Annotated in this window: 24 protein-coding genes; 19 read left to right on the top strand and 5 right to left on the bottom strand. The window is 60.3% G+C overall.

Translation table 11 applies throughout. The features are described 5' to 3' along the window. Positions 1–217 precede the first annotated feature (217 nt). The 6 genes from WC392_00120 (at position 218) to WC392_00095 (ending at position 5,843) form a co-directional block, all read left to right on the top strand. Entirely contained in the window at positions 218–937 is a 720-nt protein-coding gene (locus tag WC392_00120; GenBank protein MFA5240758.1) for a sensor histidine kinase, read from the top strand. A gap of 200 nt (positions 938–1,137) precedes the next feature. Continuing rightward, entirely contained in the window at positions 1,138–1,434 is a 297-nt protein-coding gene (locus tag WC392_00115) for a DUF2282 domain-containing protein (protein MFA5240757.1), read from the top strand. A gap of 7 nt (positions 1,435–1,441) precedes the next feature. Next, positions 1,442–2,311, top strand: coding sequence for a DUF692 domain-containing protein (locus tag WC392_00110; GenBank protein MFA5240756.1), 870 nt, complete (start codon positions 1,442–1,444; stop codon positions 2,309–2,311). After that, positions 2,283–3,068 (top strand): DNA-binding domain-containing protein, encoded by a 786-nt coding sequence (locus WC392_00105; GenBank protein ID MFA5240755.1) that lies wholly within the window; start codon positions 2,283–2,285, stop codon positions 3,066–3,068. The genes WC392_00110 and WC392_00105 overlap by 29 nt, the downstream gene beginning before the upstream one ends. Beyond that, complete coding sequence (locus WC392_00100) at positions 3,059–3,535, top strand: DoxX family protein (protein MFA5240754.1); 477 nt, start codon at positions 3,059–3,061, stop codon at positions 3,533–3,535. Before WC392_00105 ends, WC392_00100 begins: the two co-directional genes overlap by 10 nt. A gap of 25 nt (positions 3,536–3,560) precedes the next feature. Further along, positions 3,561–5,843, top strand: a complete 2,283-nt coding sequence (locus tag WC392_00095) for a bifunctional diguanylate cyclase/phosphodiesterase (GenBank protein MFA5240753.1) — start codon at positions 3,561–3,563, stop codon at positions 5,841–5,843. Here the strand turns inward: WC392_00095 and WC392_00090 are convergent. Both WC392_00090 and WC392_00085 read right to left on the bottom strand, forming a co-directional pair. Then, positions 5,840–7,264, bottom strand: a complete 1,425-nt coding sequence (locus WC392_00090; GenBank protein ID MFA5240752.1) for a diguanylate cyclase — start codon at positions 7,262–7,264, stop codon at positions 5,840–5,842. The genes WC392_00095 and WC392_00090 overlap by 4 nt on opposite strands. 47 nt (positions 7,265–7,311) lie before the next feature. After that, the gene (locus tag WC392_00085; GenBank protein ID MFA5240751.1) at positions 7,312–7,536 is read right to left on the bottom strand and encodes a hypothetical protein; all 225 of its coding nucleotides are present in this window, start codon (positions 7,534–7,536) and stop codon (positions 7,312–7,314) included. Between the two features lie 264 nt (positions 7,537–7,800). Here WC392_00085 and gspG point away from each other — a divergent pair, with 264 nt between their 5' ends. The 12 genes from gspG to WC392_00025 all read left to right on the top strand — a co-directional run bounded on the left by gspG (position 7,801) and on the right by WC392_00025 (position 18,590). Continuing rightward, positions 7,801–8,247, top strand: a complete 447-nt coding sequence (gene gspG / locus WC392_00080) for a type II secretion system major pseudopilin GspG (GenBank protein MFA5240750.1) — start codon at positions 7,801–7,803, stop codon at positions 8,245–8,247. A gap of 24 nt (positions 8,248–8,271) precedes the next feature. Beyond that, the gene (locus tag WC392_00075; GenBank protein ID MFA5240749.1) at positions 8,272–9,462 is read left to right on the top strand and encodes a type II secretion system F family protein; all 1,191 of its coding nucleotides are present in this window, start codon (positions 8,272–8,274) and stop codon (positions 9,460–9,462) included. Next, entirely contained in the window at positions 9,459–11,159 is a 1,701-nt protein-coding gene (locus tag WC392_00070; protein ID MFA5240748.1) for a GspE/PulE family protein, read from the top strand. The genes WC392_00075 and WC392_00070 overlap by 4 nt, the downstream gene beginning before the upstream one ends. After that, a complete protein-coding gene (locus WC392_00065) occupies positions 11,140–11,985 on the top strand; it encodes a hypothetical protein (GenBank protein ID MFA5240747.1) in 846 nt (281 codons plus the stop codon). Before WC392_00070 ends, WC392_00065 begins: the two co-directional genes overlap by 20 nt. Before the next feature lie 5 nt (positions 11,986–11,990). Further along, positions 11,991–12,524, top strand: coding sequence for a hypothetical protein (locus WC392_00060; protein ID MFA5240746.1), 534 nt, complete (start codon positions 11,991–11,993; stop codon positions 12,522–12,524). Further along, on the top strand, positions 12,521–13,156 hold the full coding sequence (locus WC392_00055) for a GspMb/PilO family protein (GenBank protein MFA5240745.1): 636 nt from the start codon (positions 12,521–12,523) through the stop codon (positions 13,154–13,156). The genes WC392_00060 and WC392_00055 overlap by 4 nt, the downstream gene beginning before the upstream one ends. After that, positions 13,153–13,686, top strand: a complete 534-nt coding sequence (locus tag WC392_00050) for a hypothetical protein (GenBank protein MFA5240744.1) — start codon at positions 13,153–13,155, stop codon at positions 13,684–13,686. The genes WC392_00055 and WC392_00050 overlap by 4 nt, the downstream gene beginning before the upstream one ends. A 110-nt stretch (positions 13,687–13,796) precedes the next feature. Next, positions 13,797–16,253, top strand: a complete 2,457-nt coding sequence (locus WC392_00045) for a cohesin domain-containing protein (protein MFA5240743.1) — start codon at positions 13,797–13,799, stop codon at positions 16,251–16,253. Continuing rightward, positions 16,250–16,732 (top strand): type II secretion system protein, encoded by a 483-nt coding sequence (locus tag WC392_00040; protein ID MFA5240742.1) that lies wholly within the window; start codon positions 16,250–16,252, stop codon positions 16,730–16,732. Before WC392_00045 ends, WC392_00040 begins: the two co-directional genes overlap by 4 nt. Before the next feature lie 4 nt (positions 16,733–16,736). Beyond that, positions 16,737–17,120, top strand: a complete 384-nt coding sequence (locus WC392_00035; protein MFA5240741.1) for a prepilin-type N-terminal cleavage/methylation domain-containing protein — start codon at positions 16,737–16,739, stop codon at positions 17,118–17,120. Then, positions 17,120–17,656, top strand: coding sequence for a type II secretion system protein (locus WC392_00030; protein MFA5240740.1), 537 nt, complete (start codon positions 17,120–17,122; stop codon positions 17,654–17,656). Before WC392_00035 ends, WC392_00030 begins: the two co-directional genes overlap by 1 nt. Positions 17,657–17,933: 277 nt before the next feature. After that, positions 17,934–18,590 carry a response regulator transcription factor gene (locus WC392_00025; GenBank protein MFA5240739.1) on the top strand — a complete coding sequence of 219 codons (657 nt, stop codon included), beginning with the start codon at positions 17,934–17,936 and terminating at the stop codon, positions 18,588–18,590. A gap of 19 nt (positions 18,591–18,609) precedes the next feature. Here the strand turns inward: WC392_00025 and WC392_00020 are convergent, their stop codons facing one another. The 3 genes from WC392_00020 to WC392_00010 all read right to left on the bottom strand — a co-directional run bounded on the left by WC392_00020 (position 18,610) and on the right by WC392_00010 (position 20,921). Continuing rightward, positions 18,610–19,965, bottom strand: coding sequence for a histidine kinase (locus tag WC392_00020; protein ID MFA5240738.1), 1,356 nt, complete (start codon positions 19,963–19,965; stop codon positions 18,610–18,612). A gap of 93 nt (positions 19,966–20,058) precedes the next feature. Further along, positions 20,059–20,427 carry a hypothetical protein gene (locus WC392_00015; protein ID MFA5240737.1) on the bottom strand — a complete coding sequence of 123 codons (369 nt, stop codon included), beginning with the start codon at positions 20,425–20,427 and terminating at the stop codon, positions 20,059–20,061. 77 nt (positions 20,428–20,504) lie between these two features. Then, entirely contained in the window at positions 20,505–20,921 is a 417-nt protein-coding gene (locus tag WC392_00010; GenBank protein MFA5240736.1) for an AF1514 family protein, read from the bottom strand. Positions 20,922–21,313: 392 nt separating this feature from the next. On the opposite strand from WC392_00010, the gene WC392_00005 reads away from it, so the two are divergent. Then, the coding region (locus tag WC392_00005) for a hypothetical protein (GenBank protein MFA5240735.1) at positions 21,314–22,720 on the top strand (1,407 nt) is incomplete at its 3' end.

Raw genomic sequence — 22,720 nt, 5'->3', positions numbered from 1 at the left:
TGATGTACTTGAATAATTGTGGAAATTTCATGTAGATGGCAGATGTTCCTGGAGTAAAAATGGTTTTTACCTTCATTGCCGGGGATCTGTGCTACGACTACGAAGCCGGGGTGATTGAACTGTGTATGAGAATGCGACAGATCCAGTGATACAGGATTGGCAAGACCTCGTTACGATGCGGCCGGAGGAGATCAATGCGTGTGCAAGCGAGTGTGGCATGACGACCGCGGCATGGTGCGCCTCGCAGAATGAATTGCAGCGTCTGTCGGCACAGATGCTGGAGATTCAGGAAAGCGAGCGGCGCCGGATTGCCACTGATCTGCATGACGTGCTTGGCCAGTCGCTGGTCATGATCAAGCTTGGCGTGGAGGAATCGCTGCAATTGCTGGCCGCAAACGAAACCGGAGCCGCCGCCGAGTCGCTGCGGCGGCTGAAATTCAGGGTCAAGGATGCGTGCGGCGAGGTGCGCCGCGTTGCCATGGACCTGCGCCCATCGACCCTGGATGATCTTGGCATCCTGGCCACGCTATCGTGGTTTTTTCGGGAATTTGGCGCGGCCTGCCAGGACATGATAGTGGAAAGGGATTTCAGCATCGAGGAAGGCAACGTGCCGCTCCCGCTCAAGATCACCATCTTCCGCATCATTCAGGAGGCCACCAGCAATGTGCTCAAGCATGCCAATGCCAGCCGCATCAGGGTGAGCCTGAAAAAAACCGGTGAAGCGCTGTGTCTTTCGGTCGAGGATGACGGGGATGGCTTCGATCCGGCGGAGACGGCCAAATACTGTCCGCTCGATAAAGGCTTGGGCCTCCTGAGCATGAAAGAGCGGGCCAAACTCTCCGGCGGGCAATATGAACTGGCATCGGAGCCGGGGCAGGGGACGCGTATCTGTGTGCTGTGGCCGCTGGATAACTGTAAAAAGCGCATGAACTTCTAATACCCGTATTCCCCGCCTGTAGCCTGGGGTGCTCACTGTATTCACATCCAGTCTGGATTGACCCAACATGAATCAGGGTCACGAATCTTCTTTCCCATAAAATTCCGGTTGCAAGATTTCGATCCGCCCTTCGGCCAATGCATGCGAGGGATAGCTCTCTCATGTCATTCGTCGCCTCAATATTCGCATGGAGTCGACTCATGAAAAACTCAGATCTGATCATTCGTTCCGCTTTTACCGGCCTTCTTTCTCTCGGTCTCGCGACCATGGGCGGGCAGGTGTATGCAGCGCAGCAAATGGAGAAATGTGGCGGCATCGTCAAGGCGGGCAAGAACGATTGCGACTCTGCCGCGAACGCCTGTGCCGGCACGTCCAAAATGGACTCCGATAAATCGGCATGGATCCTCGTGCCCAAGGGAACCTGCGCCAAAATTGTGGGTGGCATGGATGTCAGCAAGGACCCCAACAACAAGCCTGGCGGTGCCGGCAAGAGTTAATCCGGCCATGTTTTATTCCGCCCCGGGTGGCGAACAGGCGATTCCGGCCCGTGCCGGGATCGGCCTGCGCGCGCCTCACTACCGCGAGGTGGTTGAAACCAGTCCTGATATCGGCTGGCTGGAAGTGCACAGCGAGAACTTTTTCGGGGCAGGCGGGCAGCCCATTTATTATCTGGAACAGGCTCGCGCCCGTTATCCTCTGAGTTTGCATGGGGTTGGACTCTCTCTGGGTTCTACCGGGGAACTGAATCTCGAACATTTAAGCAAGCTGAAAATGCTGGCCGATCGCTTTGAGCCTGCGCTGGTTTCCGAACATCTGTGCTGGAGTTCTGCTGGCGGGCGCTATCTCAACGACCTGCTGCCGCTGCCTTATACCGAGGAGGCGCTTGCCATGGTGAGCCGGAACATACGCGAGGCGCAGGATTTCCTGGGAAGGAGACTCCTGATCGAGAACGTCTCCAGCTATCTCCAGTTTTCCCATTCCACCATTCCGGAATGGGAGTTTGTCTCTCAGGTGGCAGCCTTGTCCGGATGCGGCATTCTGCTGGACGTGAACAATATTTACGTCAGCGCCGTGAATCACGGCTTCGATGCCCTGCGCTATCTGGAAACCATTCCGCCCGAAGCGGTCGGTGAGATGCACCTGGCCGGCTTCGACAGCAACGGTGATTGCCTCATCGATACCCATGGCAGCCCGGTCTCCGACGAAGTATGGGCGCTTTACCGGCGGGCCGTACAACGCTTTGGCCGGGTGCCGACCCTGATCGAATGGGATACCGATATCCCGCCGCTTTCCGTTCTTCTGGGGGAAGCGCGCAAGGTCGACGCGATTCTTGAGGAGGGCATCGATGCTTCCGTTGCGGCAGCTTCAGCTTGATTTTACTCAGGCCATCTTTGGCGAGATGTCCACTGGTCTGGCGAATAGCATCCAGGGCGATGGTCTTGGCGCCGGTCCGCGTCTGGAAATCTATCGCAACAATGTGTTCACCAATCTGCGGGAAGCGTTGCGGGCGGTTTACCCGGTTATCGATCGCCTGGTGGGCGAGGCATTTTTCAACTACGCAGCAGACGCGTTCATCCATACCCATGCCTCCGCAAGCGGCGATGTCGAGGATTATGGAGTGCAATTCGATGTGTTTCTGGCGAATTTTCCTGCTGCGCAGGGACTGGCTTACCTCCCCGATGTCGCCCGGCTCGAATGGGCCTGCCATCAGGCCTTTTATGCGGCGGATCAGGCATCGCTATCCATAAAAGGGCTGGCAGATATTCCGCCTGAACAGTTCAAACAGTTGCGCTTCAGGATGAACCCGGCAAGCGCGCTGCTGGCATCCGGCTACCCGGTGCAACGTATCTGGGAAGTCAATCAGCCGGGCTTCGCGGGCGATCAGGGCGTTGACCTGGCACTGGGCGGGGTGAAGCTGCTGATCATCCGCCGTGGCTTTCAGATCGAATTGCAGGCGCTTGGTGCCGGGGAGTTCTCCATGCTGGAAAGCCTTGCCGCAGGTTGCACTGTGGCGGAAGCCTACGATCAGGCCGAGCGGGTGGAGCCTGAATTCGACTTCATGCTGTTCCTGAAACGGCATCTCTCAGGCGGCACGATGGTGAGTTTCTATGGTAAAGAGCCATGTCACTGATAACCAAAACAGCCGATCTTGCAATGCTGGCCGGCAAGGGGCTGAATTTTCTGAGCCCGGCGCTGGATTTGCTGATTCGTCTCTGGGTTGCCAATGTTTTCTGGCAATCCGGGCTGACCAAGATCATGAGCTGGGACAGCACCGTGTTCCTCTTTACCTACGAATTCCGTGTGCCTTTATTGCCGCCGGAAGTGGCTGCAATGCTTGCAGCAGCCATTGAGCTGTCATTCCCGGTGCTCCTTGCGCTGGGCCTGGGAACCCGGTTCGCAGCCCTGTTTCTGTTCGTGTTCAACATGATGGCGGTAATTTCCTACCCCGGCCTGAGCGAGGTGGGGCTGAAGGATCATATGTATTGGGGGTTGCTGCTGCTGGTGACGCTGCTGCATGGGCCGGGGAAAATTTCGCTCGATCATTTCGTCTGCAGGAAATTCTGCGCTGACCCGAGCGGGCAGGGCAGCCAGCCTTAGGCAGTTCAACTCATGGGAGGACGTGATGGATCCAAGCCTCCGCAAAAAAATGCTCGCCGTCTACGCCGTGGTGATCTTCCTGGGCGTGTCACTTTCAACGCTCATTTATTGGCAGGGCCAGTCGGCGCTGCGGACGACCATGTTGCTGATCGATCAGGATCAGCCAGCGCTGGAAAGCCTGGCCAGTTTCAAGATTGCGGTGGTTGTCGAGGAGCCCATCCTCTACGAATACTATGCCACCACCGACCGGCAGCGTTTTCAGCAGCGTTATCGGGATAACAGGGAGGAAGTCGAGCGCGGCCTGGGCTTTGTACGCGAGACTTTCCCGCGCAGCATCCAGCTTGCAGCGATCGAGGAAAAGGACGCATTGAGCCGAAACTTTACCAGCCAGCTCGACGAAACGCTGAAAGCCGAAAACATCGACTGGGACAAAGCCCGCCTGTTGCTGTCTCTGATCAGTAAACTGTCTGTCGAAATCAACGAGAATCTCGATTTTCTGGTGCAGTCCATCCAGCAAGGGGTCTTTGCCCGTGGCGCAGAGATGGAAAGCGAACACAAAAAAATCTTCAAGCTGGTGGTCGCATTCAGCGTCGCCATTTTCCTGATCGCCGTTCTGGTCGGCTATTATGTCAATGCCTATATTGCCGAAGCACAGGCGCGCAGGAAACTGGCCCTGTTTCCCGAGCGGGACCCGAATCCGGTACTGCGCCTGTCGTTGGATGGGCAGATTAGCTACGCCAATCCGGGAACGGTGGAAATGCTGAAGAAAATCGGCGCGGATCCGTCCGCTCCACTCAGCCTGCTGCCGGCGGATTTGCCGCAGCGGCTGGCGGCGCCGGTGGCATCCGGGAAAGCGCACGAACACTGGGAGTACGATATTGCCGGGCGAACCTTGCAGTGCGAGATGCATGTGCTGAAAGAGTTCAATGCGGCCCATGTCTATATCACCGATATCACGGAGCGCAAGCAGGCGGAGCAGCAGTTGGTCTACCAGGCTTTTCACGACCCGCTCACCGAGCTGGAAAACCGCCGCATGTTTCAGCAGCGGCTTGAAAAAGCCATATCCGGAGCCGGGGAGAATGGCCTGATCGGCGTTTTGCTGCTGAACCTGGACCGTTTCCGGCCGATTATCGAAAGCCTTGGACATGCAATGGGCGATGCGGTCTTGCAGGTGGTGGCTGGAAGGTTGTCGCACCTGCTCGAACAGTGGGGAGATGCCTCGCCTGCCGGCACCCTGTACCGTTTTGAGGGGGATCTGTTCGCAATCCTGATTTCGCCCATGGATGCGCCCGAGGCGCCGAATTTGCTGGGGGAGAAAATCGTTGCCGCGATGAAAGCGCCGCTGCATGTCGATTCCCGCGAATTTTTTCTTGCTTTCAGCATCGGCGCTGCGGTGTTCCCGCATGACGGCAAGGATGTCGTCGCGCTGGTGAAAAATGCGGACAGTGCGCTACACCGGGTGAAGCAGCGTGGTGGTAACGGCATCCAGTGCTATGACCGGGAAATGAATGCGCAGGCGCTGGAATGCCTGGAGCTGGAAAACTTTTTGCGCTACGCCGGCGAGCGCAAAGAGTTCGAATTGTTCTACCAGCCGCAGGTGGATATTGTGTCCGGCTGCATCATCGGCATGGAAGCGCTGATCCGCTGGCACCATCCCCAGCGGGGTCTGCTGCTCCCCTCGGAATTCATTCCGCTGGCGGAAGAAAGCAGCCTGATCATCCCCATCGGCGAATGGGTATTGCGCACTGCCTGCGCCCAGACCCGGGCGTGGCATGATCAGGGCTTCGGCGAATTGACGGTTGCCGTCAATGTTTCCGCGCACCAGTTCCAGAGCGGCAAGCTGCCAGCGCTGGTCAGGCAGGTGCTGGACGAAAGCGGTCTGGCCCCGGAGCGGCTGGAGCTGGAGGTGACCGAAAGCGTGGCAATGTACGATGTGGCGCTGACCATCGCCACGCTGAACGAGATCAGGGATGCCGGCGTTCATCTGTCGATTGACGATTTCGGCACTGGCTATTCCTCCATGAGCTACCTCAAGCGCTTTCCCATCAGCAAACTCAAGATCGACCAGTCTTTCGTGCGTGACATGGCCGCCGATACGGAAGATGCCGCTATCGCTGCCGCTGTTGTTTCGCTGGGTCACAGCCTCAGGTTCAAGGTGATAGCAGAAGGGGTGGAAACCGGGGAGCAACGTGAGTTGCTGGCCAGTTACCAATGCGACGAGGCGCAGGGTTATCTCTTCAACCGCCCTGTGCCTGCCGAGGAATTTGCCCGCCTGTTGCACGAAAGGCGCTGCCTCGCGCTGGTTTAATCAGCAGATTGGTGCAAGGTTCCGTTTTGCATTCCAGCGTTGTAGCGCAGATAGCCGTTTCGACCCGTTTCCTTGATCTTGTACATGGCGGTATCCGCATGGCTGATCAGGCTATCCGCATCCTCGCCATCTTCGGGAAAAATGCTGATGCCGATGCTGCCGGTAATCTGCAATTCATGGTCGTCGATGTCCACGGGCCGGGCAAAGCTTTCGAGAAATTTCCTGGCGACATGGATCGTGGCATCCGGCTTGGAGATGGCCGGCAAAATCACGGTGAATTCATCGCCACCCAGCCTGGCCAGTGTATCGCCGTCGCGCAGGCAGGCCTTCATGCGTTCCGTCACGGCTATCAGCAAACTGTCGCCGATCTTGTGCCCCATGCTGTCGTTGATTTGCTTGAAGTGATCGAGGTCGATGAACATCAGCGCCAGCATGTGGCCGTCGCGGCGGGCCTGGGCAAGTGAAATGTTCAGCCGGTCGAGAAACAGGCGCCGGTTGGGCAGCCCGGTCAGGCCGTCATAGTAGGCCAGGTAGTGGAGGCGCTCCAGGATGTGCTCCTGGGTATGCGCATCGGAAAAAATGCCTACGTAGTGCGTCACTTTCTGCTTGCTGTCCCTGACCGCGCTGACGCTCAGCCACTCGGGGTAGATTTCGCCGCTCTTGTGCCGGTTCCATACCTCGCCCTGCCATTTTCCATGTGTATCCAGGGTTGCCCACATTTCCTTGTAGAAACTCTCGTCATGGCGGCCGGATTGCAGCAGGGCGGGGGTGCGCCCAATCGCTTCATGGGCGCTGTAGCCGGTGGATTTCTCGAAAGCCGGGTTGACCGAGCGGATGATGCGATGCGCATCGGTAATCATGATGCCTTCCGCGGCATTTTCGATCACGCGCGCCGTCAGGCAGGATGCTTCCTCTGCCTTGCGGTGATCGCTCTGGTCGGTCAGCACCGCATGGCAGCAGAGCGGCTGATGCGGTCTATCCATGATCCGGCTTTCAAGGTGCAGGTCGCGCAGGATGCCGCCGGGCGTCTTGATTCTCAGGTCGATGGCCAGTTTGTCCCGTGAGCGGAATACCTCGCGCAGATGGCTCAGAAACAGGGGTCTTTCATCTTCCGCCAGCCAGGCAATGAAGTGCTTGCCGGGCATGCTCGCGCGCTCCCTGCCCAGCAGGTTGGCCCCGGTCTGATTGATTTCCAGGGTGCGCCCCTTGTCGTCAAGGGTGAGGTAGCCGACGGGTGCGCGGTCGTAAAGCTCGTCGTGGCGCGCGCGCATTTCCTCCAGTTGCTGCTGCATTTCCTGCGCCTCAAGTTTGCGCTGCCCAAGCTCGGCCTGATGCAATTTCAGCTCGCGCAACAGGCACTGTGCATCGCTCACGCTGCACGAAGTGGTGTTGACTGCCGGACTTTCATCATGAGGATTCATACCCGCCTCTGCAGATATTCCGAATAACTTTCCCATCATTCCCGCGCTTAGCGCAGCCATACCGCTTTCAACTTGCGGCAATTGCGGCGCCATTGGCAAATTTCCGCGCAATCGACACTTTTGTCCGTGGCGAAGCACGGATCATCGCCGCGCAGCGCCTGGATTTTTCTGATCAGTACGGTTTGCGATGCATGTGGCGCACTTTCCTTGATTCCGGAGTCCCTTGCCAGTTTTTGCAATTGCGCGAAGGCACTGATATCCGGCAATTTCATGAGCACTCCTCTGCTTGGTTAATCCTGATTGGAGTTACTTTAGCTTGGTGCCAATGATGGAAAAATGAGCAATTACCCTGCTTTCCCGGCGCAAAGAACTGTAGTTTTGAAACCCGCGCATGTCCGGCTGAAGGCGGCCCGGCTACGTGGTCAAGCCGATCGGAAAATACGCTGTACTACGTACAAACGAATACAGTCATCGACCCAGATGAAGTTTACGTTCGCAGCGTTAAGGTAAGTCCATCGCCAATGGGACGCTCGCAAATGGGAAACATCCGCTTGAATGCCGCATTGCGCCGCCTGCCACGGGCTGGCCGGGGCTTCACCCTGCTCGAACTTCTGGTGGTCATGGTGATCATCGGCTTGCTGGCGGGCTACGTGGGGCCGAAATATTTTGCCCAGGTCGGCAAATCCGAAATCAAGGTGGCCAGAGCGCAGATCGACGCGCTGGATAAATCCCTGGACCAGTACCGTCTGGATACCGGGCATTACCCTTCCCAGGAGCAGGGGCTGGAGTCGCTGGTAACCCGCCCGGCGAGCGAAGCGAAATGGGATGGACCGTATTTGAAGAAGGGCGTCCCGCCTGACCCCTGGGGCAGCTCTTATGTCTACAAGATACCCGGCGAACATGGGGAATACGATCTCCTGTCCCATGGCCGGGACGGGCATCCGGGCGGGGCCGGGGAAGCGGCGGATATCGCCAACTGGTGATGATGGTTCTGGGGGAGATGTGCGATGCGCTACGAAGTCAAGGCACTGCGGGGAAGCGAAGGGCCGACGGCCCTGACGCTGGATGCGCCTGATGCCAACGACGCAGCAACTCAAGCCGTGGCACAGGGCTATACGGTTATCGCGGTCAAGGCAAAGCAGTCGTGGCAGACCTGGCGCCAGCCGCGCAAGGCGAGTTTTCCTCTCGTGCTGTTCAGCCAGGAACTGCTGGCGCTGCTGGATGCTGGCCTGGCGCTGGTGGAGGCGCTGGAAACCCTGGCTGAAAAAGAGCAGCGCCCCGAGGTGAAAAAAACCCTGGCCCAGATCGTTGCCTGGCTGTATGAAGGGCATCCGCTGTCCTACGCCCTGCAGCATTCGGCGGCGAATTTCCCGCCGCTCTACGTGGCCTCCGTGCGCGCCAGCGAAAAGACCGGTGCGCTGCCGGAAGCGCTGGCCCGCTATATCGCCTATCAGTCGCAAATGGACAGCGTCAAAAGGCAGGTGGTCAGCGCCTCGATCTATCCCGTGCTGCTGGCCGTCGTGGGCGGCCTGGTGGCGATGTTCCTGATGCTCTACGTGGTGCCGCGCTTCAGCCACATCTATGCCGGCATCGGCGGCGATCTCCCCTTCATGTCGCGTCTCTTGATGCACTGGGGGAATTTTATCGGCAATCACGGCCTTGCACTCCTGGGGGCCACGGTTTTCAGCTTTGCGGCACTGGGCTATGCCGTCACCCGGCCGTCTTTCAGGCAATGGCTGAGCGGCAGGCTGTGGCGGCTTCCCGCCCTGGGCGAGCGTTTGCATCTCTACCAGCTGGCGCGTTTTTATCGTTCCCTGGGCATGCTGCTGCGTGGTGGAATGCCGGTGGTCAAGGCCTTGCAGATGGTTTCTGGATTGCTGCAACTGTCCCTGCGCGGTCAGCTGGCGCTGGCGGCGGCGAGCATCCGCGAAGGACAGCCGATTTCGTATTCGATGGAGCGCTACGGCCTCACCACCCCGGTGGCGCTGCGCATGCTGCGCGTGGGTGAGCGCAGCGGAAGGATGGGAGAAATGATGGAGCGCATCGCGAGCTTTTACGAGGAAGAAACGGCGCGCTGGGTGGAGCGCTTCACCAAGCTGTTCGAGCCGCTGCTGATGGTATTCATCGGCCTGCTCATCGGCGGCATCGTGGTGCTCATGTATTTCCCGATTTTCGAGCTGGCGGGGAGCATTCAATGAACCTCGCCGACCCCATGCCCGCCAGCAGCGCCATGCCATTCACCCCGCAGCAGGTGCGCGCGGCGCGTCTCGAAGCCATGCGCGCGGCGCGCCGCACCATCGAAGTGCTGGAAGAACACGCCGGGCTGGCTGCGCCATCCTTTGTCCAGGCCCTGGCCGAAACCCTGCACTATGCCGTGCTGACGATGGAAGACCTCAACAGTTTGAGCCCGGCTTTCGATGCGCTGCCCTTTGCCGAAGCGCTCGAACATGAGTGCATCGCGCTGCGGGATGAAGGCGGCGGCCTGATCCTGGTCATGGGCGATCCTTTCGATGCGGGACTGCAGGGCTGGGCGGAAGAGCGCATTGTTTCCTCCTTTGGCTGGAAGCTCGCCCACCGCGCCGACGTGGCGGCCTACCTGGCGCGCCACGAGGAAACCCTGCACGCCATGGACAGCCTGCTGGCGGCGGATGAGAAGGACACAGCAGCCGGAAGCGGTGGCGATGAACTCTCGTTCCGGACCATCAGCGAGGACACCAGCCCGGTGGTCAAGCTGGTGCACTCGACGCTCTATGACGCGCTGAAAATCGCCGCCAGCGACATTCACCTGGAAACCGGCCCCGCCGGGCTGGCCATCAAGTACCGCATCGACGGCGTGCTCACCACCATCGGCGCGGTGGCCGGGCTGGATCTGGCGGAGCAGGTGATTTCGCGCATCAAGGTGATGTCCGAGCTCGATATCGCCGAGCGCCGCGTGCCCCAGGACGGGCGCTTCAAGGTTTCGGTGCGCGGGCGCGAGGTGGATTTCCGCGTGTCCATCATGCCCAGCATTTTCGGCGAGGACGCGGTGCTGCGGATCCTCGACAAGCAGACCCTGACCGACCAGCTCAAGGGCCTGCGCCTCAGCTATCTCGGCTTCGACGACGAATCCATCGACACGCTGCGCCGCCTTTCCAGCGCGCCCTACGGCATGGTGCTGGTGACCGGCCCGACCGGCAGCGGCAAGACCACGACGCTGTATGCGGCGATCACGGAAATCAACCACGGCCAGGACAAGATCATCACCATCGAAGACCCGGTCGAGTACCAGCTGCCGGGCGTGCTGCAAATTCCGGTCAACGAAAAGAAGGGGCTGACTTTCGCGCGCGGCCTGCGCTCCATCCTGCGCCACGATCCGGACAAGATCATGGTGGGCGAGATCCGCGACCCGGAAACCGCGCAGATCGCCATTCAGTCGGCCCTGACCGGGCACCTGGTTTTCACCACCGTGCATGCCAACAACGTGTTCGACGTGATCGGGCGCTTCATGCACATGGGCGTCGATCCCTACAGTTTCGTCTCTGCCCTCAACGGCATCATGGCGCAGCGGCTGGTGCGCGTGAACTGCCCCCACTGCACGGCGGAGGTCCAGCCCGGCGAACAGCTGCTGAGCGATTCCGGCATCAAGAGCCATGAAGCGGCAGGCATGTATTTCCGCGCCGGACAGGGCTGCGGGCAATGCCGTGGCACCGGCTTCAAGGGGCGCCGCGCGATCGGCGAGATCCTGGTCCTCAACGACCCGATTCGCGAACTCATCATCGCCCGCCAGCCGATCCGCCTGATCCGCGAGGCGGCGCGGCGCAACGGCACGCGCTTCCTGCGCGAGATCGCGCTCGAGATGGTGAGCCGGGGTGAAACCAGTTTGCAGGAGATCAATCGTGTCACCTTTGTTGCGTGATGAACTGCGTATCGTGCTGTCTCCCGGCCAGCTGGTGCTGGTGCGAATTGCGCGTGAATTCACGCGCCGCGGGCTGGTGCGCCGCGTGCTCGCCAAGGAGCTCATTTCCTGCGACCCCGCCGTCAGCCAGGAAGCGCCCTGGGACGCTGCCATCAGGGCGCTCGAAGCGGCGCTGGCGGGCCAGGCAAAGCGCAAGGTATTTGCCACGCTGATCCTCTCCAATCATTTCATGCGCTATGCCCTGGTGCCGTGGAGCGAGGCGCTGAGCAACGATGCGGAGCAGATGTCCCATGCGCAGCACTGCTTCCGGCAGGCCTACGGGGAGGCCGCCGCGAACTGGGAATTGCGCCTGAGCCCCGCACCGGCCGGCATGCCGCAGCTTGCCAGCGCAGTGGATGTCCGGCTGCTTCAGGCATTGCGCCAGATTTTTACGCGCGCCGGGGTGGCGCTCCAGTCGGTGCAGCCCCAGTTGATGGCGGCATACAACAACTGCCGTTCGCGCTTGCAGGATCGCAGCGCGTGGCTGGTGCTGGTCGAGCCGGGATGCCTGTGCCTTGCCCTGCTGCAGCAAGGGCGCTGGGCCAGCGTGCGCAGCATGCGCATCGGCGCGGACTGGCGCGAGCAATTGCCGCAGCTGCTGGAACGGGAATCCTGCATGGCTATGCCGGAAAGCGTGCCGGAAGCGGTTTTTGTGTGGGCGCCCACGCAGGAAGATGCGGCGTTTCCTGACAGTGGCCGCTGGCAGATGAACCCGCTGCAACCCGTCGTGCGGGGCGGCCTGGCGCCGGAATATGAAGGCCGTTTCGCCATGGCCTTGAGCGGGTGATGACCATGTCCGCCCTGCGTCTCGATTACCAGCACAACCAGGCATTCCCGTGGAGCGGGGCGATTCTGCTGGCGCTGGCGCTGGGCGCGCTGCTCATGAGCATGGCCTGGTATCTCGAACTGGAGAGCCGGGCCGCCGGATGGGAGGCAAAAGCCGCGCGCCTGGAAGGGCCGGCGCGGCGGCAGGCGCCGGATGTCCGCTCCGGCGCGCGCGCGGCGGAAAATCTGGCGCTCGATGTGCAGCATGCCAACGAAGTGCTGCGCCAGCTCAGCCTGCCATGGGAAGGGCTGTTCCAGGCCGTGGAAATGTCCGGCGGCAGGGACGTGGCCTTGCTGGCGCTGGAGCCGGAGACTGCAAATCGCAGCGTGAAGATCGGCGGCGAGGCGAAAAACATGGCGGCCCTGCTGGATTACATCAAGCGCCTGGAACAGCGCGAGGTGTTCGGCGCCGTCTACCTGCAAAGCCACCAGGTCCAGCAGCAGGACCCGGACAAGCCGGTACGCTTTGCCCTGCTTGCCGCATGGCGGGAGAAGCCGTGAAATCCCGCCTGATCAATCAACTGAGTTCGCTGTTCCGGCCCTTGTCCGCAAATTCCGGGCCTGCGCCCGCCTTGCCCTGGCCGAGCCGCGTGCGCTGGGCATTGCGGCGCTGGCTGGGTGCGCTGGGATGGCCCGGCATGCTGGCTGCCGGGGTGCTGGCGATGTGCCCTGCGTTCTATCTTTCCGCCATCCAGCCCGCGCAGGAGCGGCTGGAGACAGCGCAGCACAGCGTCGTTTCCCTGCATAAGCAGCTGGAGCTGTCGCGCCAGTTGCCGGGCGGCAAGGCGCACAGCCCGGCGGAACAGCTGGCGGCGTTTTACCGGCTATTCCCGCCCGAGCGCAGTTCTCCCGAGTGGCTGGAGAAGCTGGTGGCGGTGGCAGAAAGCAATGGCATCAGCCTGAATGAAGGGGAATACAAGGCCAGCAACGACAAGACCGGCAGGCTGGTGCGCTTCCAGATCACCCTGCCGCTGAAGGGCGAATATCCGCAGATACGCCGCTTTCTCGCGGCCCTGCCGGCGGAGCTTCCGGCCATGGCGCTGGAAAACGTGCAGTTCGAGCGCAGCAAGGTGGCCGACCCCAACGTGGAAGCCAGAATCAGGCTGGTGCTGTTCCTGGGGCGGCAGCCATGAGCGCGCGCGCGTGGCAGGCATGGGGGAAATGGGCCTTCATCGGCGTTTCCGTCACCGCGATCGTCATGACGGCGGCCTCGGACGATGGCAGCGAAGCGCCGCAGAAAGCGCAAGCCAGGATGCCGCCCCCGGTCAAAAATGCGCTGCCGCAGCAGGGCTTGCCCGGGGCGCCCCGGGTCGAGCTGGAACGCATGATCAGGCCTGCGCCGCCGCAGGAAGGCGAGGCTGGAATCGGCAATGTTTTCGGCGCCACCTCCTGGTATGTCCCGCCGCCGCCGCCCCCTCCGGTCAAGCCGCCCCCGCCGCCGAAACCGGCCGCGCCAGCCATGCCTTTTACCTTTCTCGGGCTTTACGAGGAGGGTCCGGGGAAGGTCGTCATGCTGGTCAAGGGCGACCGGATTTTTACCGTGGGTGAGGGCGACGTGATCGAAAATACCTACCGCGTCGAGCGGGTCTCGGCAGGGGTGGTGGAGCTGACCTACCTGCCGCTGAATATCCGGCAATCCATCAGCACCGGTGCCGCATCATGACGGGAGAGCAGAACATGCGCATACTGAATTCGCCGCTTGAAGTCGAGTTTGTGAAGGGGGGATTTTTTCGCCCCCTCTCCCCAACCCCTCCCCCGCAAGGGGGGAGGGACTTGAACCCCCCTCTCCCCAACCCCTCCCCCGCGAGTGGGGAGGGGCTCGAACTCCCCTCGCCCCTCGCGGGAGAGGGGCAGGGGGAGAGGGGGAGAAGGGGTAACTATAACGCGTTCCATGATTTGAACCGGCGCTTCACCCCACCCGCCAGGCGCAATGCCGCGCTTCTCCTGCTGGCCGCGGCCCTGCTCGCGGGGTGCGCGGGCCAGCGTTTGCAGCAGGAGGGTTTGACGCTGCTGGATGAAGGGCGCGTCGAGGAAGGCCTGGCAAAGCTGGCCGAGGCCAGCAAGGCCGAGCCTGACAATTTTTCCTATCGCACCGCACTGGTGCGTAATCGCGACCAGATCGTCAATCGCCTGCTGGCCAGCGCCAATAGCGAGCGCGCCGCCGATCGCCTGGATGCGGCGCAGGCAATCTACCAGCGCATCCTTAAAATCGATCCCGCCAGCAGCGGGGCACGGGATGGGCTGGAGTCGCTGGTGATGGAGCGGCGCCATGCGGTCATGCTCGCCGAGGCCGCCAGCCTGTTCAAAAAAGGCGAGCTGGATGCCGCGCAGTTGAAGCTCAAACCGGTGCTGCTGGAAAACCCCAGGCACGGCAAGGCGATTCTGCTGCAGCGCCAGATCGACGAGCAGGCAGCGAAGGGTCTCATGGCCGAGCCGGCCCTGCAGGGGAAATTCAAAAAGCCGGTGACCCTGCAATTCCGCGATGCCAACCTGAAAATGGTGTTCGAGGCGCTGTCGCGCACCAGCGGCATCAATGTGCTGCTCGACAAGGATGTGAAGCCCGATCTCAAGACCTCGATTTTCGTCAGGGATGTTTCGGTGGAGGATGCGATCGACCTGATCCTGCTGCAGAGCCAGCTGGAGAAAAAAATCATCAGCGACAACACGGTGTTCGTCTACCCGAACACCCCGGCCAAGCTCAAGGATTACCAGGACCTCAAGATCAGGAGCTTCCATCTCACCAATGCCGACCCCAAGCAGATGCTGACCATGATCAAGACGCTGCTGAAGACCAAGGATATTTTCATTCACGAAAAGACCAGTTCCATCGTGATGCGGGACACGCCGGAGGCCATCCGGCTGGCGGAAAAAATGGTCGCCGACCAGGATATCGCCGATCCGGAAGTGATGCTTGAAGTCGAAGTGCTGGAAATCACCCGCTCGCGGCTGTCCGAAATTGGCATCAAATACCCCAGCCAGATGACGTTCACCGCAGCGGGCAGCACAACGGGAAGCGGGAGTACAACGAGCTCGGGCCCGACGCTGGAGGCGCTGCAAAACATCAACAGCAGCAATATCCTGACCAGCCCCGCGCTGGCCGTCACGCTCAATCTGATGCTGCAGGACGGCGACACCAACCTGCTCGCCAGCCCGCGCATCCGGGCGCGCAACCGCGAGAAAGCCAAGATCATGATCGGCGACCGCGTGCCGGTCATCACCAATGCCGTGACTCCGGTTTCGACCGGCACGCCGGTGATCACCGGCAGCGTGCAGTATCTGGACGTCGGCCTGAAGCTTGAAGTCGAGCCCGAGATTCACCTCGACAACGAAGTCGCCATCAAGATCAGCATGGAAGTCAGCTCCATCGTCAAGGAGGTGCAGAACCTGGTGTCGGGCACGCTGTCGTACCAGGTCGGCACCCGCAATGCCTCGACCGTGCTGCGTCTCAAGGATGGCGAGACGCAGATTCTCGCCGGGCTGATCAGCGACGAGGACCGCAATAGCGCCAGCAAGGTGCCGGGGCTGGGGCAAATGCCCCTGCTCGGGCGCCTGTTCTCAAGCCACAAGGATGACAACCGGAAAACGGAAATCGTGCTTTCCATCACGCCGCGCATTGTCGGCAACAGCCGCCTGCCGGATGCCAGGGAAGTGGAATTCTGGGCCGGCACCGAAGCCAGCCTGCGCAGCAATCCATTGCTGCTGCGGCCGCTCGGCAAGGTCGCGCTCAGCAGCTCGGGTGGCACGGCCAGCGCGCGTGCCCCGGCAGCGGCGCCACGTTCGGCCGCGCCGGCCAAGGCGGCTGCCGCAGCCCAGCCGCTGGCGCTTTCCTGGCAAGGCCCAAATCAGGCGAAAGTTGGCGACAGGATCAGCCTGACGCTCACTACGCCTTCCTCGCCGGGGGTGGAAAATCTCGGTTTCCTGGTCGGCTTCGACCCGTCGGTTCTCAAGGCGCTTGATGTCGTTGAAGGCGAACTCATGAAGCAGGGCAACCTGCCTGCGAATTTCAGCAAAACCATCGATCAGGCCAGCGGCCAGATCCTGGTCGAGCTGGCCGGAACCGGCTCCGGCGGCGCAAGCGCGGGCGGCAGCGTGGCCACGCTGGTGTTCGAGGTGACGGCCGCCACGCCGCAGTCGCAAATCACGGTGAGCCGCATTGCTTCATCCGGCGCGGGCGGCGAGGCCCTGGCATTCGCCGCGCCCGAGCCGCATACGCTGGCGGTGGCGCAATGATCAGGCGCGCCCCGGCCGGATTCTCCCTGATCGAGCTGGTCATCACGGTGGCCATCGTCAGCCTGCTGGCGAGCGTGGTATTGCCGATGGCGGAGCTGGCGGTGCAGCGCAGCCGGGAAAATGAATTGCGCCTGGCCTTGCGGCAGATCCGCAGCGCGCTCGATGCCTACCGGCAGGCAGTGGACGAAGGGCGCGTGACGCAAGGCGTCCAGCTATCGGGTTATCCGCCGGCGCTGAAAGTGCTGGTGGACGGGGTGCAGGATGCCAGCAGTCCGGACGGCAAGAGGCGGATTTTTTTCCTGCGGCGCATTCCGCGCGACCCGACCTTCAACGATCCGGCCAGGCCGGACGAGGAAACCTGGGGGCTGCGCAGTTACGCAAGCAGTTTCGATGCGCCGGAAGCGGGGGAGGATGTCTTTGACGTGTACTCGCTGGCGCCCGGTACCGGGCTGAATGGCATCAGCTACCGGAACTGGTGAGACCATGACCTGCCCAGCGAAAAATACCGGCTTCACCCTGATCGAGCTGGTGATCGTCATGGCGGTGATCGCGCTGCTGTTGAGCCTCGCCATGCCGCGCTATTTCAATAGCGTGGAGAAATCCAGGGAGGCCGTGCTGCGCGAGAATCTTTCCCTGACGCGGGGCGCACTGGATAAATATTACGGCGACAACGGCAAATATCCCGATACGCTGGACCAGCTGGTGAGCCGGAAATACCTGCGTAGCCTGCCGCTGGACCCCATCACCGACAGCAGCGCGACCTGGGTCATCGTGGCCCCCGATGTGCCGGAAAAGGGGGTTGTTTTCGACCTCCGCAGCGGCGCTCCCGGAACTGCGCGCGATGGCACGGAATACAAGGACTGGTAATGCAGGAAACAGGTAAAAGAAGCCGGGAAACCCGTGTATGCTTGCGGCATGCGCGCCGTGAAGGCGGGTTCACCTATTTCGTGCTGCTGGCGGTCATCGCCGCCATGGGGTTCGTGCTCGCCACCGCCGGGGAAGTCTGGCACATGGTGCTGAAGCGCGAAAAGGAACAGGAGCTGCTCTTCGCCGGCGACCAGTTCCGGCGTGCTTTCAATTTGTATAATCTGCATACGCCGGGCAATGCCAGGCGTTTCCCGCTGAGCCTGGACGAGCTGCTGAAGGACCCTCGTCATCCCGGAGTAAAGCGCTATCTGCGGAAAATTTATGCCGACCCGATAACCGGCAGCAGCCAGTGGGGATTGATCAAGGGGCCGAACGGGGAGATTTTCGGGGTGCACAGCCTGTCAGAAGAGGAGCCGCTGAAGAAGAGCGGTTTCCGCCTGGTGGACGCGAAGTTCGAGGGGCGTGCAAAGTATTCGGAATGGGTGTTCATGTATGACCAGGGGCAGGCTTCCGGCGGCGTGTTGAAGCAGCATTGAAACGGGCCGTCAGCTATCATCCAAAAGACCTCAGTTCGATAACCACGGAGGGCACGGAGTACACGGAGAAGCGGGGTAGGCAGGGATGGGCGGCTTGTCGCCCAACTCGCAAAGGCTGTTTGTGGAAGTTTATGACCTCACCCAACGGGTGATAACAAATATCATGCAATCTATTGCGATGCACTGAGTTTGCCGAAGTGTTCTTGCTCCGTGTTCTCCGTGCCCTCCGTGGTTAACTGCTTTTTTAGGATCTATTGTGAGAAAGGTGGAGAGAATCATGTCGAAAAAACAGCGCATTCTGATCGTCGAAGACCATACCCTGCTCCGGGCCGGCCTGCGGGCATTGCTGACCCAGGACCCGGATATCGAGATTGTGGGCGAGGCGGACAATGGCCGCGACGCGGTCCAGTCGATCGGTACGCTGATGCCGCATCTGGTGCTGATGGATCTTTCCATGCCGGGCATGAACGGTATCGAGGCGATACGCGACATCAAGCGGCGCTACCCGGAAACCCGCGTGCTGGTGCTCACCATCCACAAGACCGACGAGTACATCCACGAAAGCCTGCGCGCCGGCGCCGACGGCTATATTCTCAAGGATGCCACGCACGACGAATTGCGCGTGGCCATCCGCAGCGTGCTGAACGGCAAGACCTACCTGAGTCCCGATATCTCGGGCAAGGTGATCAACGGCTACCTGGGAGCGGGCAGTTCTCCCGGCCCTTCCAGCACCTGGGACTCTCTCACCCACCGCGAGCGGGAAGTGCTGAAACTGGTGGCCGAGGGGCATCCCAACAAGTACATCGCCGATTACTTCTGCCTGAGCGTCAAGACGGTCGAAAAGCACCGCTCCAACCTGATGAAGAAACTCGACCTGCACAATGCGTCCACGCTGACCGCCTATGCGATAGAAAAGGGTCTGGTTGCGACCTGATTTTCCACGGGCAAGCGGCTCAAGCCATTCCCTGGATTGGCCAGGACGAGGTCAGGGTGATTGTCCCGATCAGATCCTGCGTGGCCGAGAAAATCCCGCTCGACAGCAGCGTGCGCTCCTGCTCCTCGGCAAAGCGCAATTGCAGGTCCGGGCGCGGTTCCTGCCGCGCCGGTAAATCTTCCGGAGCGCCGCTGATTTTTAGCGTGACAGAATCGTTTTCAATCCGCAGGGCAAGTTGAATCCAGTGGGTATGCGCATGTTCCGCGATGTTCTCGAATGCTGACTCGATGATGCGGTAGATGACGATTTTCAGCGCTGCGGGGATTTTTTCATCCGTGTCCGGAAGCGCCAGTTCAACCTGGATCCCCGGGTGCAGACGCTCGAATTCGCGGCAGAACCAGTTGATCGTCGGGGTCAGCCCGAGATCGTCCAGGCTGGAAGGCCGCAGTTCCGTGGCGATGCTGCGGACCTCCTGAATGGCGCCCTGAATCACCGGCACGATCGATTCCAGGGCCTTGGCATTCTCGTTGCCGGTGCCGATGAGGAACCGGCTGTTCTCCACGTTGGCCTTGATCGCCGCGAGGGTCTGGGCCAGCCCCTCGTGCAGTTCAAAAGCAATTTTCTTTTTCTCCTGCTCGTCGCTGTCCAGCAAGCGGTTCGAGAGTATTTCCAGCGTCGCCGCTCTTTTGCGGATGCCTTGTTGCTGCCTGTCAAGATGCTGGTTGGCGCGCCGCACAACCAGCACCAGGGTGACAAACAGGGTGGCCATGATCAGCTCGCCGCCCAGCAGGATGATGAACAGGGAACGCTCGTTCTCGTGCACCATCTGGTTCACGTCGGTATAGATCTCGAATACGCCCAGAGTCGGCCCAGCCCGGCCGCTGCGCACCGGAATGTAGGTCTGCAGCAGGTTGTCTTCCTCGGTGACCTTGTCGAAGGGGTTGAAACGGTCGCGGTAAATGAGGCTGCTGGCAAGCGTGCCGCCGATCGCCGCCATGAAGCCGGCATTCCTGCTCTGATCTGTCCCGATCTGGCTGGGGTTGGACGCAAAGGCAACCACTCCGTTGCGATTGTAAATCTTGAAGCGGATGACCGGCGTGTCACGCATCACGTTTTCGATGGCGGCGGCCAGTTCGGCCGGGAATTTCTGCGGCGCGGCTCCTTGCGGGGTGGCGCTCGCCTCCGCATCCAGATATCGCATGAGTGCGGGCCGGATGGAATTCAGCGCCGTCTGCGCCAGTGCGGTATTGCTCTTTTCCGCAAGCTGGCTAATCCAGTGGATGGTTACCTCGCGGTAGAACAGGGTAAGAAGGGCCGCGGTGATAAAAATGCTGATGAAGCTGGCTATCGAATAAAAACGCAGCAACTTGAACATTTTGCTCCCACAGCTTCAGACAGGTAACGATTGGGCTTACTTTGCCGCAGTTCCTGTCAGGGTACAAGCCGAATTTACCGCTAGCTGAGTACGCTATTCCATGCAGCCATAGAAAACCGCGCAGCCCACGTTTCCATCCCATCCCCCGGGGTGGGTTGAATCAATGATGTGTCTGGCCCGGGCAATCTCGTCCGGCGTCCCATGCGCCACAATGAGCATCCTGTCGGCTTTCAGCTCATCTTCGTAATCAGGGATGTTCTCTCTGGGAATGCAGCTGAATTGCTCGCCGCCAAGTTCGCGCAGCGAAGTCAAAACTTCAGCCCCGGCCAGGGGGTTGTCTTCATCCCTGGCGACGATGGAAAGTTTGCTCGTGTCGAACCCCGCATCCTGAAGTTTCAGGACAGTAGCCCTGGCCAGGTTGTGGTTCGCATAAGTGGCAATAAGTGAATTGTATGCTGACATGATATGTCTCTCCTTGCCGGCAAGCGCTGGGCTGGCCGATCTGTCCGCCTCAAGGGAATGGCCCGGCTTGAAAGGCGCTAGGTCAACTTGCTGGTCCAGTCGTCCAGCACCACGCATGCTTCTTTGCTCGGATCATGCGGATCGCGCAGTGCATTGATCTGGCACAGATACTCGTTGCCGCTCTTGTCCTGCAGGTTGATGTAAGGGCTGGGGCCGTATGGCTCGAAGGCGCTGGAATCCGCAAAGATGAAATCGAACTCGCCATTGACGTCGATCTCAAGCTTGCCGCCATGGCTTTCACCGTAGTCGTGCCAGCGGGTATTGATGTCGGCGCCCTCGATCACCGGGGACATCCGGGATGCCTTCTTGTCGTGCCAGGCAACCATGACCGGCTCGATGATGTAGGGGTCCTTGTCGGCTAAAGTGGCAGCCAGTCCGCTGGCCATCCTGTAATCCAGATCCATGCCCGAATAGTCGATGTGAGCTGCTTTCATTTTGATCTCCTTTTATTTCAATAACGAATCGAAGTGATGCTGTATCGAGTTCGCGAAAACTCTTCGCTTCTCATGGGCACTGGCTTCAGCTTCGCAAGCTTTCATTCGTTGCCTGGACGGCCAATGTCCATGTGACAAATATAGCGCGATAGTTGATCAAAACAATCGGGTATTGACTGTAGATTGAAATACATCCAGTCTCAGGGAAGGCCTGGACAGGGGAAGGTCTTTTCCTGACGTATTGTTTAAGCAAAATTCCGGGGCAAAAGAGTAGTATTGAAAAAATAAAGCCGCTTCTGTCATGGCCTTGTGCCTTCACACGATGTTTGTCATAAAATCGAGGTGATTTTTGTGATCTCTGCGTTTTGGAACGTCTGCCCGGATTAACAAGCATGTCAATTGACAAACAAACCATCTTCGAAAAAACCCCCAAAGGCGTTATCGAATCCAAGGGGCGCTGGGGTATCTTTGCAAGTTCCGCGCAAAAAATACTCGCGCTGATAGATGGAATTACCACGACTGAACTGGTGCTGGCGGCATCAGGGATGAAGGAAAAGAAATTCCTGATCGAAATGGAAGGACTGTTGCGGGACAGGCTGATTCGCGAATCCTGGGCAGTCCAGAACCCTCAGTTCACAATCAACGCTTCGCCGCTCGCGCCTCAGGGCATACACGTTGCTGTCGAGGATACCCAGGTATTCATGGAGGCAATGGCGAAACAGAAATCCGCCAACAAGATGGACGTGGAAGAAGAGTTGCTGTCATTTGACGATGTTGAGGAAAAACTGCGCAGGGAATCCAGCCAGTCGGCTCAAAGAGAGGAAGCCGAGCAACTGCTGCAGATCGAGGAAAAAGTAAAGGAAAGCGCCAGACGCAAGGCGAAAGAGCAAGAAGAAACCAAAGCGCGCGAACGGGCTGAGCGCAAGGCCAGGGAAGAGGCGGAACGTCAGGCCCGTGAAGAAGCGGAGCGCAAGGCCAAGGAAGAAGCCGAGCGCCAGGCTCGTGAAGAAGAGGAACAGCTCGCGAAAGCGGAAGCAGAACGTGCTGCCAGGGAAGAGGCGGAGCGTTTGGCACGGGAAGAGGAAGCACGCCTCGCCCGTGAAGAAGCCGAACGCAAGGCCAAGGAAGAGACCGAGCGCCTGGCTCGTGAAGAAGAGGAAAGGCTCGCGAAAGCGGAAGCCGAGCGTGCCGCCAGGGAAGAGGCGGAGCGTCTGGCCCGGGAAGAGGAAGCACGCCTCGCCCGTGAAGAAGCTGAACGCAAGGCCAAGGAAGAGACCGAGCGCCTGGCTCGTAAAGAAGAGGAACGACTCGCGAAAGCGGAGGCAGAACGTGCCGCCAGGGAAGAGGCGGAGCGTCTGGCCCGGGAAGAAGCTGAACGCGCGGCTCGCGAAGAGGCGGAGCGCAAGGCCAGGGAAGAAGCCGAGCGCCTAGCTCGTGAAGAAGAGGAAAGGCTCGCGAAAGAGGAAGCCGAGCGTGCTGCCAGGGAAGAGGCGGAGCGTCTGGCCCGGGAAGAGGAAGCACGCCTCGCCCGGGAAGAAGCTGAGCGCAAGGCCAAGGAAGAGGCCGAGCGCAAGGCTCGTGAAGAAGAGGAACGACTCGCGAAAGAGGAAGCCGAGCGTGCCGCCAGGGAAGAGGCGGAACGTCTGGCACGGGAAGAGGAAGCACGCTTGGCCCGGGAAGAAGCTGAGCGCAAGGCACGGGAAGAAGCTGAACGCGCGGCTCGCGAAGAGGCCGAGCGCAAGGCCAAGGAAGAGGCCGAGCGCAAGGCTCGTGAAGAAGAGGATCGACTCGCGAAAGAA

The organism is Sulfuricella sp. (genome assembly GCA_041651995.1).
GTDB lineage: Bacteria > Pseudomonadota > Gammaproteobacteria > Burkholderiales > Sulfuricellaceae > Sulfurimicrobium.
This window is presented reverse-complemented; position numbering and strand designations above follow the sequence as displayed.

What these genes read in the sequence shown, in the direction of transcription:
- WC392_00120 (MFA5240758.1), top strand. Translation starts at nt 218, where the DNA reads ATGACGACCGCGGCATGGTGCGCCTCGCAGAATGAATTGCAGCGTCTG.
- WC392_00115 (MFA5240757.1), top strand. Translation starts at nt 1,138, where the DNA reads ATGAAAAACTCAGATCTGATCATTCGTTCCGCTTTTACCGGCCTTCTT.
- WC392_00110 (MFA5240756.1), top strand. Translation starts at nt 1,442, where the DNA reads ATGTTTTATTCCGCCCCGGGTGGCGAACAGGCGATTCCGGCCCGTGCC.
- WC392_00105 (MFA5240755.1), top strand. Translation starts at nt 2,283, where the DNA reads ATGCTTCCGTTGCGGCAGCTTCAGCTTGATTTTACTCAGGCCATCTTT.
- WC392_00100 (MFA5240754.1), top strand. Translation starts at nt 3,059, where the DNA reads ATGTCACTGATAACCAAAACAGCCGATCTTGCAATGCTGGCCGGCAAG.
- WC392_00095 (MFA5240753.1), top strand. Translation starts at nt 3,561, where the DNA reads ATGGATCCAAGCCTCCGCAAAAAAATGCTCGCCGTCTACGCCGTGGTG.
- WC392_00090 (MFA5240752.1), bottom strand. Translation starts at nt 7,264, where the DNA reads ATGAATCCTCATGATGAAAGTCCGGCAGTCAACACCACTTCGTGCAGC.
- WC392_00085 (MFA5240751.1), bottom strand. Translation starts at nt 7,536, where the DNA reads ATGAAATTGCCGGATATCAGTGCCTTCGCGCAATTGCAAAAACTGGCA.
- gspG (MFA5240750.1), top strand. Translation starts at nt 7,801, where the DNA reads ATGGGAAACATCCGCTTGAATGCCGCATTGCGCCGCCTGCCACGGGCT.
- WC392_00075 (MFA5240749.1), top strand. Translation starts at nt 8,272, where the DNA reads ATGCGCTACGAAGTCAAGGCACTGCGGGGAAGCGAAGGGCCGACGGCC.
- WC392_00070 (MFA5240748.1), top strand. Translation starts at nt 9,459, where the DNA reads ATGAACCTCGCCGACCCCATGCCCGCCAGCAGCGCCATGCCATTCACC.
- WC392_00060 (MFA5240746.1), top strand. Translation starts at nt 11,991, where the DNA reads ATGTCCGCCCTGCGTCTCGATTACCAGCACAACCAGGCATTCCCGTGG.
- WC392_00050 (MFA5240744.1), top strand. Translation starts at nt 13,153, where the DNA reads ATGAGCGCGCGCGCGTGGCAGGCATGGGGGAAATGGGCCTTCATCGGC.
- WC392_00040 (MFA5240742.1), top strand. Translation starts at nt 16,250, where the DNA reads ATGATCAGGCGCGCCCCGGCCGGATTCTCCCTGATCGAGCTGGTCATC.
- WC392_00035 (MFA5240741.1), top strand. Translation starts at nt 16,737, where the DNA reads ATGACCTGCCCAGCGAAAAATACCGGCTTCACCCTGATCGAGCTGGTG.
- WC392_00030 (MFA5240740.1), top strand. Translation starts at nt 17,120, where the DNA reads ATGCAGGAAACAGGTAAAAGAAGCCGGGAAACCCGTGTATGCTTGCGG.
- WC392_00025 (MFA5240739.1), top strand. Translation starts at nt 17,934, where the DNA reads ATGTCGAAAAAACAGCGCATTCTGATCGTCGAAGACCATACCCTGCTC.
- WC392_00020 (MFA5240738.1), bottom strand. Translation starts at nt 19,965, where the DNA reads ATGTTCAAGTTGCTGCGTTTTTATTCGATAGCCAGCTTCATCAGCATT.
- WC392_00015 (MFA5240737.1), bottom strand. Translation starts at nt 20,427, where the DNA reads ATGTCAGCATACAATTCACTTATTGCCACTTATGCGAACCACAACCTG.
- WC392_00010 (MFA5240736.1), bottom strand. Translation starts at nt 20,921, where the DNA reads ATGAAAGCAGCTCACATCGACTATTCGGGCATGGATCTGGATTACAGG.